Raw genomic sequence first — 18,545 nt, 5'->3', positions numbered from 1 at the left:
TTGTGTTGGAGCGATTTCATGAAGCGCCGCGATTTCCTCAAGTCCGTTTCCGGATTGGCCGCTGGCGCGGCGCTTCCGGCCGCGCCGTCCGTGATCTCCTCCGCCTATGCCGATGCCCGCTCGGAGACGCTGCTGATCGTCTCCGAAGGTGGCCCCAACAATCTCGACATTCACGGCGTCGGCACCAACGTGCCGGGCTATGAGGTGTCCTGGAATTGCTACGACCGCCTGATCAGCCACGAGATGAAGAGCGGCCCCGGCGGGGTGCCCTATTACGACCGCGACAAGTTCAAGGGCGAGCTCGCCGAGGACTTCAAGATTGACGACATGTCGGTCACGTTCAAGCTGCGCAAGAACGCCAAATTCCACGACGGCACGCCCGTCACCGCCAAGGACGTGAAGTGGTCGCTCGACCGCGCCGTCAGTGTCGGCGGTTTCCCGACCTTCCAGATGAGCGCGGGCTCGCTCACGAAGCCGGAGCAGTTCGTCGTGCTCGACGACTACACCGTGCGCGTCGACTTCCTGAAGAAGGACAAGCTGACGATTCCCGATCTCGCCGTCATCGTGCCCTGTATCGTCAACTCCGAGCTGGTGAAGAAGAACGCCAGCGAGAAGGATCCCTGGGGTCTGGAATTCACCAAGCAGCAGACCGCGGGCTCCGGCGCTTACAAGGTCACGAAGTGGACCGCCGGCACCGAAGTGATCATGGAGCGCAACGACGACTGGGTCTGCGGTCCGCTGCCGAAGATCAAGCGCGTGATCTGGCGCATGGTGCCGCAGGCCGGCAACCGCCGCGCGCTCTTGGAGCGCGGCGACGCCGACATCTCCTACGAGCTGCCGAACAAGGATTTTCAGGAGATGAAGGCGAACGGCAAGCTCAATGTCGTCTCGCTGCCGTTCTCCAACGGCATCCAGTATATCGGCATGAACGTCACCAAGCCGCCGTTCGACAATCCCAAGGTCCGCCAGGCGGTCGCCTATGCGCTGCCTTATCAGAAGATCATGGACGCGGTGATGTTTGGCCTCGCCAACCCGATGTTCGGTGCGGCCAAGGACAAGTCCACCGAGGTCGCCTGGCCGCAGCCGCACAAGTACAACACCGACATGGAGAAAGCGAAGGCGCTGCTGGCCGAGGCCGGCTACGCCAACGGCTTCGAAACCACGATCTCGTTCGACCTGAATTTTGCCGGCGTCAACGAGCCGCTGTGCGTGCTGGTGCAGGAGAGCCTCGCCCAGATCGGCATCAAGACCACCATCAACAAGGTGCCTGGCGCCAACTGGCGCACCGAATTGAACAAGAAGGAGATGCCGCTCTTCACCAACGTGTTCTCGGGCTGGCTCGATTACCCCGAATACTTCTTCTACTGGTGCTATCACGGCAACAATTCCGTCTTCAACACCATGAGCTACAAGTCGGCGGAGATGGACAAGCTGATCGACGGCGCGCGCACCGCCGCGGCGACCGGCGACAAGGCGGCCTATGATGCCGACGTGAAGGGCTTCGTCGATCTCGCCTTCGCCGACATTCCGCGCATCCCGCTGTATCAGCCCTTCGTCAACGTCGCGATGCAGAAGAACGTCAGCGGCTACCAATACTGGTTCCACCGGAGGCTCGATTATCGCGCCATGGCGAAGGGATGAGCCATGCCGATCGCGCGCGACCAGGCCGCGACGACGGACGTCTTGCCGAGTGAGGTGAGCACGAATCTCTCATTCCCTCTCCCCTTGTGGGAGAGGGTGGCTCGCCGCGTAGCGGCGAGACGGGTGAGGGGTAGCCACGAACTCCGATCTCGCTTGGGGCTACCCCTCACCCCAACTCTCTCCCACAAGGGGAGAGGGGGCGCAGCAGAGTGCGCAGCACTAACCTCGTTTCTACATTAGGAGCACCCCATGCTGACCATGATCGGCAAGCGCCTGATGTTTGCGATTCCCTCGCTGATCGGCGTCGTCATCGTCACCTTCCTGCTGACGCGTGCGCTGCCCGGTGATCCCGCCGCCTACTTCGCCGGTCCCGCCGCGACCAAGGAAGCGGTCGAGCAGATCCGCAAGAAGCTCGGCCTCGACAAGCCGCTGATCGAGCAGTTCTTCCGTTATACCAACGACCTTGCCCATGGCGACTTCGGCAACTCGCTCACGACAGGCCAGCCGGTCGCGGCCGAAATCAGGAGCCGCCTGCCGGCCTCCGCCGAATTGACGCTGCTCGGCCTCATCGTCTCCATCGTCATCGCCATTCCGCTCGGCGTGCTGGCGGCGACACGACCGGGATCATGGAGTGACCATCTCTGTCGTGTCACCACGACGGCCGGCGTGTCGCTGCCCGTGTTCTTCACCGGCCTCGTGCTGGTCTATGTCTTCTATTTCCGGCTCGGCTGGTCGCCCGCGCCGCTCGGCCGGCTCGATGTGTTCTACAGCGCGCCGCCGACGGTGACGGGCTTCTATCTGATCGACACTTTGCTCGCCCGCGATGTCGAGGCGTTCCGCTCGGCGCTGAGCCAGCTCATCCTGCCGGCGACGACGCTCGCGATCTTCTCGCTGGCGCCGATCGCGCGCATGACCCGCGCCTCGATGCTCGCGGTGCTCGCATCCGAATTCGTCCGCACCGCGCGCGCCAGCGGCCTGTCGCCGGCGACCGTCATCGTCACCTACGCGTTCCGCAATGCCATGCTCCCGGTGATCACCACGCTCAGCATGGTGTTCTCGTTCCTCTTGGGCGCCAACGTGCTGGTCGAGAAAGTGTTCGCCTGGCCCGGCATCGGCTCCTACGCGGTGGAAGCACTGATCTCGTCGGACTTCGCGCCGGTGCAGGGTTTCGTGCTGACCATGGCGGTCATGTACGTGCTGCTCAATCTGGTGATCGACATCTTGTACGGCGTGATCGATCCACGCGTGCGGCTGGAGGGCTGAATCATGAGCTCTGTTGCGCCTGCTCTCGAACCCGTCGCTCCCGCCCGCACGTCCGGCCTCGTCGCGGTGCTCGAACAGACTCGCTACGTGCTCAGCGAGAACAAGGTCACGGGCTTCGCCTTCGCATTGCTGATCCTGATACTCACTGCTGCGATTTTCGGCCCCTATGTCGTGCCGTACGATCCGCTCGCCTCGGACACTGCTGCGGCGCTGAAGCCGCCTTCGGCCGCGCACTGGTTCGGCACGGATCAATTGGGTCGCGATATCTTCAGCCGCGTCATCGTGGCGACACGGCTCGATACGTTCATCGCGGTCGCCTCGGTCGCGCTGGTGTTCCTGATGGGCGGCCTCGCCGGCATCGCGGCCGGATATTTCGGCGGCTGGACCGACCGTATCGTCGGCCGCATCGCCGACACCATCATGGCCTTTCCGCTATTCGTGCTCGCCATGGGCATCGTCGCCGCGCTCGGCAACACCGTGCAGAACATCATCCTGGCGACCGCCATCGTCAACTTCCCGCTCTATGCCCGCGTCGCGCGCGCCGAAGCCAATGTCCGCCGCAACGCCGGCTTCGTGCAGGCCGCGCGCCTCTCCGGCAACGGCGAGTTCAGAATTCTGCTGGTGCATATCCTCCCCAATATCATGCCGATCATGATCGTGCAGATGTCACTGACCATGGGCTACGCCATTCTCAATGCCGCGGGGCTCTCCTTCATCGGACTTGGCGTCCGCCCGCCGACCGCCGAATGGGGCATCATGGTCGCGGAGGGCGCGGGCTTCATGGTCTCGGGGGAATGGTGGATCGCGCTATTCCCGGGCCTCGCCCTAATGATCGCGGTGTTCTGCTTCAACCTCCTCGGCGACGGCCTGCGCGACATCGTCGACCCCCAGCGGAGGACGTAATGGCGAATTTTCGGCCAGAATTCTCCAATGATTTCAATGCGGTTCTACTGTGCATGGGGTTGTTTTCGACCTTTTTGATCGGGAGGCCCGCATGACCGCCCAGCCGCTGCTCGACGTCCAGGACCTCACGGTCGAGTTCACCACCCGCCGCGGCATCGTCAAAGCCGTGCAGCACGTCAACATCTCCGTCGCCAAGGGCGAGACGCTGGCCATCGTCGGCGAGTCCGGCTCCGGCAAGTCGGTGACGTCCTACGCGGTGATGCGCATTCTCGATCGCGCCGGCAAGATCGCCGAGGGCTCGGTGATGTTCTCCGGCATCGACGTCAAGGCCGCGACCGAAGACCAGATGCGCGACCTGCGCGGCCGCGAAGTCTCGATGATCTTCCAGAACCCGCGCGCTGCGCTGAACCCGATCCGCAAAGTCGGCGACCAGATCGAGGACGTCTTGCGCACCCATGTGCAGCAGGCCCAGGTCACAGATGGCGGCGAGAAGGCGATCGAGGCGCTGGAGCAGGTCAAGATCGCCCGCCCGCGCGAGCGCTATCATGCCTATCCGTTCGAGCTTTCAGGCGGCATGTGCCAGCGCGTCGTCATCGCGCTCGCGCTCGCCTGCAATCCACAGCTGCTGATCGCGGACGAGCCGACCACCGGCCTCGACGTCACCACCCAGAAGGCGGTGATGGACCTGATCGTCGAGCTGACCAAGCGCCGCGCGATGTCGACCATCCTGATCACGCACGATCTCGGCCTCGCCGCCGCCTATTGCGACCGCGTCGTCGTGATGGAGAAGGGCCGCGTCGTCGAGACCGCCAACGCCGCCGACATCTTTGCCAACCCGCAGCACCCCTACACCAAGAAGCTGATGCGCGCGACGCCACGGCTTGGCGTGTCGCTGCGCGATCTGTTGCCGGAAGAGGAGGGCGCTTCCTTTGCCTCTCCCCGCCTGCGGGGAGAGGCCGACACGCGCAGCGTGGCGGGTGAGGGGGGCTCTCCACGAGTCGCGCTCTCGGAAGCAGCCCCTCTCCCCGACCCTCTCAGCGCGAGCGAAGCTTGTCGCGACCCCGCAAGCGGGGAGAGGGAGAAGACGCCCCTCCTCCTCGTCGACAAGCTCGTCAAGGAGTATCCCCGCCAGGGCGCCACCGCCGTGCTCGGAAAGCTGTTCGGCCGCAAGCCGTCGGTGGAGCCGGACGTATTCCGCGCCGTCGATGGCATCAGCTTCGCGATCGGGCATGGCGAGAGCGTCGGCCTCGTCGGCGAATCCGGCTGCGGCAAATCGACCACGTCGATGATGGTGATGCGCCTCCTCGACCAGACCTCCGGCCTGATCCAGTTCGACGGCGAGGACATCTCTGGCATCGCGCCATCAGCCTTCGCCCGGCTGCCGCAGCGTAGCCGCATCCAGATGGTGTTCCAGGATCCGACCGACAGCCTCAACCCGCGTTTCACCGCCGCGCGCGCCATCGCCGATCCGCTTCTGCAGTTGGGCGACCTCAAGGGCCGCGATGCGCTGCGCGCCCGCTGCGAGGAGCTGGCCACCATGGTTGGCCTGCCGCACAATCTGCTCGACCGCTTTCCGCACCAATTGTCCGGCGGCCAGAAGGCCCGCGTCGGCATCGCCCGCGCCATCGCGCTGCATCCAAAGCTCGTTATCCTGGACGAGCCGACGGCGGCGCTGGACGTCTCGGTACAGGCCGTGGTGCTCAATCTGCTGCAGGACCTCAAGGCGCGGCTAGGTATGAGCTATCTGTTCGTCTCGCATGATTTGAATGTAGTGCGCTTGTTGTGCGATCGTGTCATTGTCATGCGGACGGGGCGGATCGTCGAAGAGGGCTCTTCCGAGCAGGTCTTGAGCAATCCGCAGGACGACTACACCAAGGAGCTGCTGACGGCGATCCCACATCCGCCGTTGCCGGTGCACTGAGAGACTGTTTGGGAGCGTGATGGCCGAGCCGCTGGACGACTATATCGACGCCGTATCGAAAGCGCTGGCGCTGCCGGTCGAGGAGGCCTGGAGGCCCGCAGTGCGCGCCAACCTCGAAGTCTCGCTGCGGCTTGCCCGCCTCGTCGACGAATTCGCGCTGCCGGACGAGACCGAACCGGCGCCGATCTTCACCGCCTGATGTTGCCATGACCGCCAAGCCAGAGATGAATGCTGCCGACATCGCGAAAGCGGTGGCCGGCGGCCAATTGTCCGCGCTCGCTGCCACCGAAGCGGCGCTCGCGCGCATCAAGCAGCACGACGGTATCCTCAACTCCTTCACCGACGTCACCGCCGAACGCGCCCGTGCGAAAGCGCGCGCGATCGACGCGGACGTCGCCTCGGGCAAGAAAGTCGGCCCGCTCGCCGGCGTGCCCTTCGCGGTGAAGAACCTGTTCGACGTCGCTGGTCTTCCAACGCGCGCCGGCTCGAAGATCAACCGCGACCTCGCGCCGGCCAAGCGCGACGCCACGCTGATCGAACGAATGGAGGCGGCCGGTGCCGTCCTCGTCGGCGCGCTCAACATGGGCGAATACGCCTACGACTTCACCGGCGAGAACATCCACGATGGCCCCTCGCACAATCCGCATGACACCACGCGGATGAGCGGCGGCTCGTCGGGCGGCTCGGGCAGCGCCGTCGGCGGCGCGCTGGTGCCGATCGCGCTCGGCTCGGACACCAACGGCTCGATCCGCGTGCCCTCATCGTTCTGCGGCATCTTTGGCCTGAAGCCGACCTATGGCCGGCTGTCACGCGCGCGCTCGTTTCCGTTCGTCGCGAGCCTCGATCATCTCGGCCCGTTCGCGCGCTGCGTCGCCGACCTCGCGCTCGCCTACGACGTGATGCAGGGGCCGGACGCAGACGACGGCGCCTGCACCACGCGCGGTGTCGAGCCTGTCACGCCGCTGCTCGATGAGTCCATTTCAGGTTTGCGCGTTGTGATCGCGGGCGGGCATTTCCAGAAGAACGTGTTTCCGGAAGCGATCGAAGCGGTCGGCCGGGTTGCCAAGGCGCTAGGCGCAACGCAAGTGGTCGATATTCCCGAAGCGTCGCGCGCCCGCGCCGCGGCCTATGTCATCACCACCACCGAAGGCGCGTCGTTGCATCTCGATCGGCTGCGCAAGCGTCCGAACGATTTCGATCCGGCCGTGCGCGATCGGCTGATCGCAGGCGCGATGGTGCCGGCAGCGCTGGTCGATCGCGCGCAAAAATTCCGCCGCTGGTATCGCGCGCAGCTCGCCGAGGTCTTCAAGTCGGTCGACGTGCTGATTGCGCCCGCAACGCCCTGCACCGCGCCGAAACTCGGCCAGTTGAATTTCAATCTCGACGGCGTCGAGCTTCCGGTGCGCGCCAATATCGGCATCCACACCCAGCCGATCTCCTTCATCGGCCTGCCCGTGGTGGCCGTGCCGGTGCCGCTCGAGCCGCTGCCGATCGGCGTGCAGATCATTTGCGCGCCCTGGCGCGAGGACATCGCGCTGCGCGTCGCGCACGCATTGGAGAAGATGGGCGTCGTCGCTGCGCCGGCGCCAAGGGGACTTTGAGAGGATTCTGAGATGGAGATCGATCTCCCCGAGGTGATCGCGGAAGTCAAAGCCGCGTTCGAGCGCTATGAGCAGGCCCTCGTCAGCAACGACGTCGCCGTGCTCGGCGAGCTGTTCCGCAACGACCCGCGCACCTTGCGCTACGGCATCGGCGAGAACCTCTATGGCTATGAGGCGATCTCCGGCTTCCGCGCCGCGCGCTCGCCGATCGGGCTGAACCGCCGCACCGCCAAGACGGTCATCAGCAGCTACGGCCGCGACACGGCCGTGGCGTCCACCTTGTTCTATCGCGACACGGCGCCCGGCAAGGTCGGCCGGCAGATGCAGACGTGGATTCGCTTCCCGGAGGGCTGGCGCGTCGTCGCGGCTCATGTCAGCATCATCGACGAGCCGAAAGAGACCGTATGACGCTTGACGACTTTCCGCAGGGGACACTGCCGGCCGAGCCGGTGGTGCCCCGCGTCGACCGTCCCTCGCCGTCGGTGCAGAAGGTCACGCGCGCCGAGGAGCTGCGTCTTCAGCTTGCCGACGAGATCGTGCGCGGAACCCTGGCACCCGGTGCGCCGCTGGACGAGACCGACATCGCGCGGCGTTTCAACGTTTCGCGCACCCCGGTGCGCGAGGCGCTGCGTCAGCTGGTGGCGAGCGGGCTCGTCGAGGCGCGGCCACATCGCGGCGCGGTGGTGGCGCAGCCTTCGATCGAGCGGTTGAAGAGCATGTTCGAGGCGATGGCCGAGCTCGAGGCGCTGTGCGCCGGCCTCGCCGCCGAGCGCATGTCGGCCGCCGAGCGCCATGCGCTCGAGGCCATCCACGAAGAGCTGCGGGTGCTGAGCTACACCGGCAATCCAGATCGCTTCCACGAGGTCAATGAGCGCTTCCACAACACAATCTATGCGGGCTCGCAGAACGGCTACATCGCCGAGATCACGCTGGCGACGCGCGTGCGCGTGCAGCCGTTCCGCCGCGCCCAGTTCCGCAATCTCGGCCGCCTCGCCAAATCGCAGGCCGAGCACGACCGCGTCGTCGTCGCCATCATGCGCGGTGACAAGCAGGGCGCCGCCGCCGCGATGCGCGCGCATATCGAGCTGGTGCGCGGGGAGTATGAGATCTACGCGGTGTCGGTGTAGGGCGGAGTCGTGTCCCGGACGCGGTACAGCGCGTAGCCCTGCCCCGCAGAGCCGGGACCCATCTATCCAGTTCGCAAGCCGCTCCATGGGTCCCGGTTTAGGCGAAGATGCCGTAGGACCTCCTATCCCTTGACCAGGGGGTAATAGGTCCTACGGCACCTACGCCGTCGCCGCTTCCGCCATATACTTCCGCCAGCCGCCATACGCCGTGATATCGCGCGCCTCGCCCAGCGCTTCGGGCTCGACGAGAAAGCCCTTCACGCTGCGGCCATCGGCAAGCCGGATCGTGCCGATCGCCATCGGCGCGGGAATCGCATTGACGAACTTGCCGAAGGCGGCCGCAGACAGTGACCAGATCTCCAGCTCGATCGACGCACCCTTGCCAACTGCGACGCGCAGGAGGCCCGGCTTCGGTGGCGTAGTGTTGAGCGCATGGAGTCTGTAGTCGGCCGCAGTCTTTGTCGCCTCGACGAACTTTGCGCTCAACGCCTTCAACTCGCCATTCAGCGCCATGCCGGAGAGATGCGCGCCAACGACTGCGATTGGAATCTCGTCGGCGCCGCTGGCAGGCAGCGGCGCGAGCGCAGGCTGCGCGACGCCCTTTGCACCAACCGTCAGTTTCGTATCCGCATGGAACACGCGCCCGATGCTCGCGAGCAGCGCATCGCGTCCGGCGGGCGCCAGCAGCGTGATGCCGAACGGAATGCCGTCGGCGCGCATCGAGGCCGGCACGGCGAGGCCGCAGAGATCGAGCAGGTTGACGAAATTGGTGTAGGTGCCGAGCCGGCTGTTGAGCTCGATCGGATTGGCCAGCACCTGCGCCGTCGTATAGGCCGTCGGTGCGGTCGGCAGCACCAGCGAGTCGATATTCGCAAAAGTACGCTCGGCGATCTTGCGCAGCCCTTGCAGGCGATAGAGCGCCGCGAAGGTCTCTGCCGCAGTCAGCCGCGCGCCGGCCGCGGTGATCTCGCGGGTGACGGGGTGGATCGCATCGGGTGCGGAAGCGAGCAGGTCTTTAATCACGAGATAGCGCTCGGCGACCCACGGCCCCTCATAAAGCAGCCGCGCCGTCTCGTAGAGCGGCTCGAGGTCGAACTCGACCAGCGTAGCGCCAAGCGCGGTCCAGCGTTTCAGCGCGTCGCCGTAAGCGGCTTCCGCCTTCTTGTCGCCGAAGAAGATCAGCTGCCCGTTGCGCGGTACGCCGAGGCGCAAATTGGCGGGGAATTGCGTGAGCGGGCCCAGCGGCCGGTCGCGCGAGAACGGATCGGCGTGGTCTGGTCCCGCCATCACGGAGAGCGCCAGCGCGGCATCGTCCACCGTCAGTGCGAACACCGAGATGCAGTCGAGCGTGCGGCAGGCCGGCACGAGGCCCGCGGTCGAGATCATGCCGAGGCTCGGCTTCAGCCCGACGATGTTGTTGAGCATCGCCGGCACGCGGCCGCTACCGGCGGTGTCCGTGCCCAACGACAGTGGTACCAGCCCGGCGCCGACCGCGGTGGCCGATCCCGAACTCGACCCGCCGGGAACGAGATCCTCGCGAATCGCGTTGCGGGGGATGCCGTAGGGCGAGCGCACGCCGACGAGGCCAGTTGCGAACTGGTCGAGATTGGTCTTGCCGATGATGATGGCGCCGGCGGCGCGCAGGCGCTCCACCGCGGTCGAGTCGTGCGCCGGCGTGTAAGCGAAAGCCGGGCAGGCCGCAGTCGTGGGGAAGCCCAGCGCGTCGATATTGTCCTTCACCGCGACCGGCACGCCGTAGAGCGGCAGGCTGGCCGGCTCCTTCGTGGCGAGCTTTTCGGCCTCCGCGATCGCATCCTTCTCGTCGCGCAGGCTGATGAACACGGCGGGATCGCTGTGGTCGCGGATGCGCTGATAGGTCCGCGCGATCGTCTGTGCCGGCGTCAGCGTCCCCGCGCGATGCGCGGCCACAATCGCGGCGATCGTTTCAGGCTGCTCAGCCCCCATGGCATCCAACTCCGGCAATTCGTCTTCACTCGGAGTGAAGCAAGCGATGTGCCATTGTGTACATTATCCGGGCAGGACGTTTGCTCCGGATATTATCGTGCGATCAGTGGCTTGGGGGATATTTCGGCGAGCGCATGCGCGGTCGCATCGGCGACCTCTGGTGTGCATCTGCCCAAATCGTGGGCAGGCGCGATCAGGTGAAGCCGGCGAGGATCCGGAGCAGGTGCGCCCGGTTCTCCTTGCCGATCTTCGCCTCGACGTGCCGCTCGTGCTCGGCCGCGAGCCGCTTGAAATTCCTCAGCGCCGTGTCGCCCTGCGCGGTGAGGTGCAAGGCATGGGAGCGCCGGTCCTCCTTCGACTTGACCCGCTTCACCAGCTTGCGATGTTCGAGGCTGTCGAGCAGGTGGACCAGACGGGCGCGCTCGATGCCGAGACGTTTTGCCACCGCCATCTGCGACAAGCCTGGATTGGCGCCGATCACCGTCAGCACCGAATATTGCGTCGGCCTGATGTCGACCTCGCCGAGCGTCTTGATGAAATCCTGAAAGATCCAGATCTGGAAGCGCCGCACCGCATAGCCGGCGTGGCCGACCAGGGCGTCGAGGCCGATGTCGTCCGGGACGTCGCGAGGCGCCGCGCCGTTGCCGGCGCGCTTGCGTGGGGAGGGGCGGGCGTCGGCCCGGGCTGCATTGGCTGTCACGTCCGTGTCTCCTGTCGCGCAATCCTAAAGCCTCGAGGCTCCGAGAGGAAGATTGTTGTTGACGACAACAATTGCCGTGCCCAACATTATGGCCAAAGCGGCCCGGAACGAGGCTGCGGCCCGGCGCGGAGGAAACACATGACAGTTGCCCCAGATGGTGACGTTGCAGGCCTGTTCGCAACGCCAAGGACCGTCGCAGAGCATCGCGCCGACGGCAGCATCGTGCTGCGATCGCCAGATCCGTTGCGCGATGCCGCGCGTTGCGTCGGCGACTGGCTGGAACAATGGGCGCGGCAAACGCCGGATGTGATCTTCCTGGCCGAGCGCGGCAATGTCGAAGCGCCCTGGACCACCGTCACCTATGCGCAGGCGCTGCGGAAGGTGCGCGCCGCCGCGTCATGGATCCTGGCGCAGGGCCTCAGCGTGGAACGCCCGCTCGCGATCCTCTCCGACAACAGCATCGATCATGCGCTGCTCGCGCTCGCGGCCCAGCATGTGGGCGTACCCTCGGCCGCGATCTCGCCGGCCTATTCGCTGATGTCGAAAGATTTTGACAAGCTCAAGAGCATGATCGCGCTGCTCGAGCCGGGCGCGATCTATGTCTCGGCGACCAAACCATTCGCGGCAGCGCTGGCAGCTATCAAGCCGCTGCACCAAGCGCAGATCATCAGCGGCAATGCTGATGACGCCGACGCGCTGGCCTTCCGCACCGTCGCGGTGACGCCCGAGACACCTGACGTCGCAAAAGCTTTCGCCGCGGTGACGCCTGATACGATCGCAAAATTCCTGTTCACCTCAGGCTCGACCGGCACGCCCAAGGCGGTCATCAACACCCAGCGCATGCTGACCTCCAGCCAGCAAGCCAAGGCGCAGACCTGGACCTTCCTCGAAGAGAGCCGCGGTAATCTCGTAATCCTCGACTGGCTGCCCTGGAGCCACACCTTCGGTGCCAACCACAATTTCAATCTCGTGCTGCGCAATGGCGGCTCGCTTTATATCGACGGCGGCAAGCCTGCGCCCGGTCTGTTCGCGACGTCACTTGCGAACCTCAGAAGCGTGATGCCGACGGTCTATTTCAACGTGCCGCGCGGATTCGACATGCTGATCGCGGCGCTGCGCAGCGACGAGGAATTGCGCCGCCGCTTCTTCGGCGAGGTGAAATTCGCCTTCTATGCCGGCGCGGCGCTGCCGCAGAATCTGTGGGATGCCCTGGCAGAGTTGTCGACCAAAACCGTGGGCCGCACGCTGCCGATGGTCTCGGCCTGGGGCTCGACGGAGACCTCGCCGCTCGCCACCGATTGCCATTTCCTCGCCGAGCGCTCCGGCAATATCGGCGTGCCCATTCCTGGCACCGAACTGAAGCTCGTTAGGTCAGGCGACAAGCTGGAGGTGCGTGTGCGCGGCCCCAACGTCACGCCGGGCTATTGGAAGGCGCCGGAACTGACCAGGCAGGCCTTCGACGAAGAGGGCTTCTATCTGATCGGCGATGCGGTGAAGCTTGCGGATAGCGCGCGGCCGGAGCGCGGCCTGTTCTTCGACGGTCGCGTTGCCGAAGATTTCAAGCTCAGTTCCGGCACCTGGGTCAGCGTCGGCACGCTACGGGTCGCCGGGATCGCGGCGCTCTCGCCGCTTGCGCAGGACATCGTCGTGTCGGGTCACGGCGGCGATGAGGTGCGCTTCCTGGTGTTCCCGAACGTCGCGGCCTGCCGTGCGCATGCCGGGCTGCCCGAGACGGCTGATGTCAACGACGTGCTGGCGCACGATAAGGTCAGGGGTGCGATCGCGCTGGGCCTGGCGAAACTGAAACAGCAGAGCGGCAACTCCTCCGGCCACGCCACGCGCGCGCTGCTGCTCGCCGAGCCGCCATCGGTCGATGGCGGCGAGATCACCGACAAGGGCTATATCAACCAGCGCGCCGTGCTGACGCGGCGTGCGGACGCGGTCGCGCGGCTCAACGACGATGCGTCGGCTGAGTGGATTGGGCTGTAACGTTAGCATCTCTCGTGCCCGGGACGCAGCGCAGCACGCAGCGATGCACTGCAGAGCCGGGCCCATCTCTCGTCGTGCACGCGGCTCCTGGATCCCGGCTCTGCGTCGCGTCATTTCATGCCGCGCGGCGTCCTGGACACGAGAGCGGGCGGCGCCAAATACGCCAGCCATCCTGTCGCAATATCCTGCCGAATCTTTTGTTGCCTAAGCAACTAATTTATGCGAACCGTTTCAGATAGGGGACGACAGCGGGCGAACCGCTGCGTCCAATCTCGGAGGAAATAATGCTCGGCAGGAATGGTGCCGCGGGCAAACGTGGGCGCATGCCTGAAAGTGCCGGCACGACGCAGCCTTGGCGCGGCGCGTCAGGTGTAGCTGCTGTCCGTCACCGCGCCGAGATTTTCGTGCAGCCGGCGCAGCAGGTCGATCAGCACCTCGCGCTCCTCCTTGCTGAGGCAGGACAGCAGCCGCCGCTCGCGCTCGAGCGCGGCGGCGATCACCTTGTCATGGATGGCGCGGCCTTTCGCCGTCAGCGCGATCGAATGGGTGCGGCCGTCGTTCGGATCGGTGCGGATCGAGACCAGTCCGCGTTTCTCCAGTCCGGCCAGTGTCCGGCTCACCGGCCCCTTGTCGAAGCCGATCACGTGGCAGATGCGCGAGGCGGGAATGCCGGGCTCGATCGCCAGCAGCGACATGATCCGCCATTCCGTGACGTTGACGCCGAACTGCTTCTGATAGAACGCGGTCGCGCTGTTCGAGAGCTTGTTGGCGATGAAGGTGATGAACGCCGGGACGTAACGGTCGAGGTCGAGCGTCGGCCCCGCATCATTGGGTGCGGGCTTTTGGCGAACTCTGGTCGAAGACGGCGGCATATCGGCTTTCTGACTCGCGGCGGGCCCGAAGACCTAAGGGCATGCGCCGGCCTTTCACAAGGTCAAAATGAGGGAGGTCTCCCATGACCGCATCCGGCTCCGTTGGATCAGGTGTCCCGCATCTCGACGTCGACCCCTTCGACATGAAGTTTTTTGCCGACCCCTATCCTGCGCATGAGCAGCTGCGGGAAGCGGGCCCCGTGGTCTATCTCGACAAATGGAAGGTCTACGGCGTTGCGCGCTATGCCGAAGTCCACGCCGTCCTGAACGATCCCGCCACCTTCTGCTCCAGCCGCGGCGTCGGGCTGTCCGATTTCAAGAAGGAGACGCCATGGCGGCCGCCGAGCCTGATTCTCGAGGCCGATCCCCCCGCCCACACCCGCACTCGCGCGGTGCTGTCGAAGGTGCTGTCACCGACAGTGATGAAGCAGGTGCGCGACCGGTTTGCCGCGGCGGCGGAGGAGCGGGTGGATGCGCTGATCCAAAAGCGCAGCTTTGATGCGATCGCCGATCTCGCCGAGGCGTACCCGCTGTCGATCTTTCCGGATGCACTTGGCTTGAAGCCCGAAGGTCGCGAGCATCTCATTCCCTACGCGAGCGTCGTGTTCAACGCGTTCGGCCCACCGAACCGGCTGCGCCAGGAGGCGATCGAACGCTCGACGCCGCATCAGGCTTATGTCGCCGAGCAGTGCCAGCGCGAGAACCTCGCGCCCGGCGGCTTCGGCGCCTGCATCCATGCGCAGGTCGACGAGGGCGCCATCACGGCAACCGAGGCACCGCTATTGGTGCGCTCCCTGCTCTCGGCCGGCCTCGATACCACCGTCAACGGCATCGGCGCCGCGGTCTATTGCCTCGCGCGCTTCCCGGATCAATGGCTGCGCTTGCGCAATGATCTCTCGTTGGCGCGCGGCGCTTTCGAGGAGGCCGTGCGCTTCGAGAGCCCGGTGCAGACCTTCTTCCGCACCACCACACGCGAGGTCGAGCTGTCAGGCGCGAGCATCGGTGAAGGCGAGAAGGTGCTGATGTTCCTTGCCGCCGCCAATCGTGATCCCAGGCGCTGGGACAGGCCCGACAGCTACGACATCACGCGCCGCACCTCCGGCCATGTCGGCTTCGGCTCCGGCATCCACATGTGCGTCGGCCAGCTCGTGGCACGCCTTGAAGGCGAGGTGATGCTGACGGCGTTGGCGCGCCGCATCGCGAAGATCGAGATCACGGGCGAGCCGAAGCGCCGCTTCAACAACACGCTGCGCGGGCTCGACAGCCTGCCTGTCAGCATCACCCCGGCCTGACGAGGAGTCTTGATGCCCGCCATCACCTTTATCTGTCCCGACGGTAAGTCCATCCGCATAGAGTCTTCAGGTGGCGAAAGCGCCATGCAGGCCGCGACGCGTCACGGTCTCGATGGCATCCTGGCCGAATGCGGTGGCAACGCCATGTGTGCGACCTGCCACGTCTATGTCGACGAGGACTGGCTCGCGCGCCTGCCCGCGATGGCCGACGACGAGGACGCGCTCCTCGACGGCACCGCCGCCGAGCGGCTGCCGAACAGCCGGCTGTCCTGCCAGATCGACATCACGCCCGAACTCGACGGGCTGGTGCTGAGGATGCCGGAGCGGCAGGTCTGAATCTTGGATCGCGCCGGCAACGACCGGCGCGACAATACATCAAACATGTGGAGGGAATAATGAAGCATCTGAAGTGGACGCTCGCGCTGGCTGCGAGCCTGGTGACCGGCGCGGCGAATGCCGAGATATCCGACAATGTCGTGCGCATCGGCGTGCTCAACGACATCTCGGGCATCTTCCAGGACACCAATGGCATGGGCTCGGTGGAAGCCGCGCGCATGGCGGCGGAGGATTTCAACGGCGGCGGCAAAGGCATCAAGGTGGAGATCGTCTATGCCGATCATCAGAACAAGGCCGATGTCGGCAATGCCATTGCGCGCAAATGGCTCGACGTCGAGGGCGTCGATGCCATCGTCGATGTGCCGAACTCGGCGGTGGGCCTTTCCATCAACTCACTGCTGCGCGACAGCCGCATGACGTTCCTGGCGTCCTCGACGGCGAGCTCGGATCTCACCGGCAAGGCCTGCTCGCCCAACACCATCCAATGGGTCAACGACGCCTGGGCGACCGGCAACACCACGGCGGCCGCGATGATGTCGCGGGGCGGCAAGGATTGGTACTTCCTCACGGTCGACTACGCGCTCGGCAAGGGCATCGAGGCGGAGGCGCAGAAATACATCGAAGGACACGGCGGCAAGGTGCTGGGCTCGTCCAAGCATCCGCTCGGTACCTCCGATTTCGCGTCCTTCCTGTTGCAGGCACAGAGCTCGAAGGCGCAGGTGATCGGGTTGGCCAATGCGGGTGGCGACACCATTAATGCGGTGAAGCAGGCCGCCGAGTTCGGACTCCAGCAGAGCGGGCAGAAGCTCGTGGCGTTCCTGCTCTTCATCAACGACGTCCACGGCATGGGCATCAAGGTCGCGCAGGGCCTTCAACTCATGGAGGCCTTCTACTGGGACATGAACGATGACACCCGCGCGTTCGCAAAACGCTTCGCAGCCCGCCCCGGCATGAACGGCAAGATGCCGAGCGGCAATCAGGCCGGCGTCTACGCGTCCACGCTCGCCTATCTCAACGCCGTCGCCGCCACCGGCAGCGACAACGCCAAGAATGTCGTGCCCGAGATGAAGAAGTTCAAAGGCAAGGACAAGCTGTTCGGCGACACCACGATCCGCCAGGACGGCCGCGTCGTGCATCCGATGTACCTGTTCGAGGTGAAGAAGCCGGAGGAGTCGAAACATCCGTACGATTACTACAAGCTGGTTTCGACCATCCCGGCGGACCAGGCGTTCCGTCCGCTGGCGGAGGGCGGGTGCGAGCTGGTGAAGTAGGGGAAGCGTGCGCGGTCTCCGCCACCCTCCCCTGGAGGGGGAGGGTCGATCGCGCGCAGCGCGAGCGGGGTGGGGTGATCTCTCCACTCGGGCACCGCTTCTGCGGAAAGACTCTCACCCCACCCCGCTACGCATTTCGCTTCGCTGCATGCGTAGCGACCCTCCCCCTCCAGGCCCCCTCCAGGGGAGGGTAAGAGAAACGTCCCCTACGCCACCTTGCTTGACCCCTGCGTGATCAACCGCGCCGCGCGCTGATCACGCGCGTAGATCCAGAGCCAGCTGAGCGCGACGCTGAGGCGGTGGCGCAGGCCGATCAGGAAGTAGATGTGGGCGATGCCCCAGATCCACCATGCGATGGTGCCGCGCAGCTTGACCCTGCCGAAATCGATCACCGCGAGCCGCTTGCCGATCTGCGCGAGGCTGCCGGCGTGCTTGTAGCGGAACGCGCCCTTCGTCTCTCCGCGCAGCCGAGCTTTGATGGTCTCGGCGACATGGCGGCCCTGCTGCTTGGCGGCCGGCGCGATGCCCGGCACCGGCTTGCCGTCCCAGGCGTTGATGCTGACGGTGTCGCCGATCGCGAAGATCTCGGGATGGCCTGGGATCGTCAGGTCAGCTTCGACCTGCACGCGGCCGGCGCGATCGCAGGGTGCGCCCAGCCACTCGGCGGCCGGCGAGGCGCGCACGCCGGCGGCCCAGATCCTGGTCTTTGCCTCGAGCAGCTTGCCGCCGAATACGACGCCCTCACGATTGATCTCGGTGACGGCCTGCCCCAGCACGACCTCGACGCCGATCTTCTCCAACGAGGCCTGCGCATAGGCCGAGAGCTCGTCGGCAAAGCCCGCGAGCACGCGCGGCCCCGCTTCGATCAGGACCACGCGCGCCTTCGTTGTGTCGATGTTGCGAAAGTCGGCGGGCAGGGTGTGATGCGCCATCTCGGCGATGGTGCCGGCGAGCTCGACGCCGGTCGGGCCGGCACCGACGATGACGAAGGTCAGCCGCGCGGCGCGCCTCTTCGCATCAGTCTCGCGCTCGGCGCGCTCGAACGCCACCAGGATGTGCCGGCGCAAGGTGGTCGCATCCTCCAGCGTCTTCAGGCCCGGCGCCCATGCTTCCCATTCGTCGTGACCGAAATAGGCGTGCCGCGCACCGGTGGCGAGCACCAGCGTGTCGTAGGGCACCTCGCTGCCATCGTCGATCAATACGCAACGACGTGCCGTGTCGACACCGCTCACCGTCGCGAACAGCGTCGCCACCTCGCGTCGGTCGCGCATGAGATGGCGGATCGGCCAGGCGATCTCGCTGGTCGCGAGCGATGCGGTCGCGACCTGGTAGAGCAGCGGCTGGAACAGATGATGATTACGGCGGTCGATCAGCGTGATCTCGACCGGCGCGCCCGCAAGCCGGTAGGTGGTCTCCAGCCCGCCGAAGCCGGCGCCGACGATGACAACGCGGTGGGGATTGGCGGCCATGATGCACCTCGAATCTCGCTGCTGCTCACCTTCATTTAAGTGCGGATCGGGTGTCGTGGTCCAATAGTCGTCATCAATCGTCGCATAGGCCTGATGTATCGATCCGGCCGCGAAAAAGCGCCGCAGCCTCCGGACCGGCCCTGGGCCGGCCTTGGCCGAAGTGAGTAGAATTATATTTCTTGCCATCGCCGATTC

Annotated in this window: 16 protein-coding genes; 12 read left to right on the top strand and 4 right to left on the bottom strand. The window is 65.5% G+C overall.

All coding sequences use genetic code 11. The annotated features are described in order from the left end of the window. The first annotated feature begins 18 nt into the window (after positions 1–18). From P6U29_RS39990 to P6U29_RS39955, 8 genes are all read left to right on the top strand, one after another. Positions 19–1,641 carry an ABC transporter substrate-binding protein gene (locus P6U29_RS39990; protein ID WP_407115572.1) on the top strand — a complete coding sequence of 541 codons (1,623 nt, stop codon included), beginning with the start codon at positions 19–21 and terminating at the stop codon, positions 1,639–1,641. 249 nt (positions 1,642–1,890) lie between these two features. After that, on the top strand, positions 1,891–2,904 hold the full coding sequence (locus tag P6U29_RS39985) for an ABC transporter permease (RefSeq protein WP_407115571.1): 1,014 nt from the start codon (positions 1,891–1,893) through the stop codon (positions 2,902–2,904). 3 nt (positions 2,905–2,907) lie between these two features. Next, positions 2,908–3,807 carry an ABC transporter permease gene (locus P6U29_RS39980; RefSeq protein WP_407115570.1) on the top strand — a complete coding sequence of 300 codons (900 nt, stop codon included), beginning with the start codon at positions 2,908–2,910 and terminating at the stop codon, positions 3,805–3,807. 91 nt (positions 3,808–3,898) lie between these two features. Next, positions 3,899–5,728: a dipeptide ABC transporter ATP-binding protein gene (locus P6U29_RS39975; RefSeq protein WP_407115569.1), complete on the top strand. Its 1,830-nt coding sequence runs from the start codon at positions 3,899–3,901 to the stop codon at positions 5,726–5,728. Positions 5,729–5,747: 19 nt separating this feature from the next. Next, the gene (locus P6U29_RS39970) at positions 5,748–5,927 is read left to right on the top strand and encodes a DUF4089 domain-containing protein (protein WP_018316853.1); all 180 of its coding nucleotides are present in this window, start codon (positions 5,748–5,750) and stop codon (positions 5,925–5,927) included. Positions 5,928–5,934: 7 nt separating this feature from the next. Next, positions 5,935–7,329 (top strand): AtzE family amidohydrolase, encoded by a 1,395-nt coding sequence (locus tag P6U29_RS39965; protein ID WP_407115567.1) that lies wholly within the window; start codon positions 5,935–5,937, stop codon positions 7,327–7,329. Positions 7,330–7,341: 12 nt separating this feature from the next. Further along, the gene (gene hpxZ / locus P6U29_RS39960; protein WP_407115566.1) at positions 7,342–7,737 is read left to right on the top strand and encodes an oxalurate catabolism protein HpxZ; all 396 of its coding nucleotides are present in this window, start codon (positions 7,342–7,344) and stop codon (positions 7,735–7,737) included. Next, the gene (locus P6U29_RS39955) at positions 7,734–8,456 is read left to right on the top strand and encodes a GntR family transcriptional regulator (protein ID WP_407115565.1); all 723 of its coding nucleotides are present in this window, start codon (positions 7,734–7,736) and stop codon (positions 8,454–8,456) included. The genes hpxZ and P6U29_RS39955 overlap by 4 nt, the downstream gene beginning before the upstream one ends. A gap of 159 nt (positions 8,457–8,615) precedes the next feature. On the opposite strand, the gene atzF is transcribed toward P6U29_RS39955, so the two are convergent. Both atzF and P6U29_RS39945 read right to left on the bottom strand, forming a co-directional pair. Further along, a complete protein-coding gene (gene atzF / locus P6U29_RS39950) occupies positions 8,616–10,421 on the bottom strand; it encodes an allophanate hydrolase (RefSeq protein ID WP_407115563.1) in 1,806 nt (601 codons plus the stop codon). 193 nt (positions 10,422–10,614) lie between these two features. After that, the gene (locus P6U29_RS39945; RefSeq protein WP_407115562.1) at positions 10,615–11,121 is read right to left on the bottom strand and encodes a MarR family winged helix-turn-helix transcriptional regulator; all 507 of its coding nucleotides are present in this window, start codon (positions 11,119–11,121) and stop codon (positions 10,615–10,617) included. Positions 11,122–11,259: 138 nt separating this feature from the next. On the opposite strand from P6U29_RS39945, the gene P6U29_RS39940 reads away from it, so the two are divergent. Beyond that, a complete protein-coding gene (locus P6U29_RS39940) occupies positions 11,260–13,110 on the top strand; it encodes a feruloyl-CoA synthase (RefSeq protein ID WP_407115561.1) in 1,851 nt (616 codons plus the stop codon). Between the two features lie 365 nt (positions 13,111–13,475). Here the strand turns inward: P6U29_RS39940 and P6U29_RS39935 are convergent, their stop codons facing one another. Further along, entirely contained in the window at positions 13,476–13,982 is a 507-nt protein-coding gene (locus tag P6U29_RS39935) for a MarR family winged helix-turn-helix transcriptional regulator (RefSeq protein ID WP_407115560.1), read from the bottom strand. 83 nt (positions 13,983–14,065) lie between these two features. On the opposite strand from P6U29_RS39935, the gene P6U29_RS39930 reads away from it, so the two are divergent. Genes P6U29_RS39930 through P6U29_RS39920 form a run of 3 tightly spaced genes read left to right on the top strand, consistent with a single transcriptional unit; the run spans position 14,066 to position 16,881 of the window. Beyond that, positions 14,066–15,274, top strand: a complete 1,209-nt coding sequence (locus P6U29_RS39930) for a cytochrome P450 (protein WP_407115559.1) — start codon at positions 14,066–14,068, stop codon at positions 15,272–15,274. Between the two features lie 12 nt (positions 15,275–15,286). After that, on the top strand, positions 15,287–15,610 hold the full coding sequence (locus P6U29_RS39925) for a 2Fe-2S iron-sulfur cluster-binding protein (protein WP_407115558.1): 324 nt from the start codon (positions 15,287–15,289) through the stop codon (positions 15,608–15,610). A gap of 59 nt (positions 15,611–15,669) precedes the next feature. After that, positions 15,670–16,881 carry an ABC transporter substrate-binding protein gene (locus P6U29_RS39920; RefSeq protein WP_407115557.1) on the top strand — a complete coding sequence of 404 codons (1,212 nt, stop codon included), beginning with the start codon at positions 15,670–15,672 and terminating at the stop codon, positions 16,879–16,881. Between the two features lie 206 nt (positions 16,882–17,087). On the opposite strand, the gene P6U29_RS39915 is transcribed toward P6U29_RS39920, so the two are convergent. Then, the gene (locus tag P6U29_RS39915) at positions 17,088–18,350 is read right to left on the bottom strand and encodes an NAD(P)/FAD-dependent oxidoreductase (protein WP_407115556.1); all 1,263 of its coding nucleotides are present in this window, start codon (positions 18,348–18,350) and stop codon (positions 17,088–17,090) included. Between the last annotated feature and the right edge of the window lie 195 nt (positions 18,351–18,545).

Origin of the sequence: Bradyrhizobium sp. LMG 9283 (genome assembly GCF_045571415.1) — a bacterium.
Lineage (GTDB): Bacteria > Pseudomonadota > Alphaproteobacteria > Rhizobiales > Xanthobacteraceae > Bradyrhizobium.
Note: the sequence above shows the minus strand (reverse complement) of the source record. Positions and strands in the feature narration are given on the sequence as shown.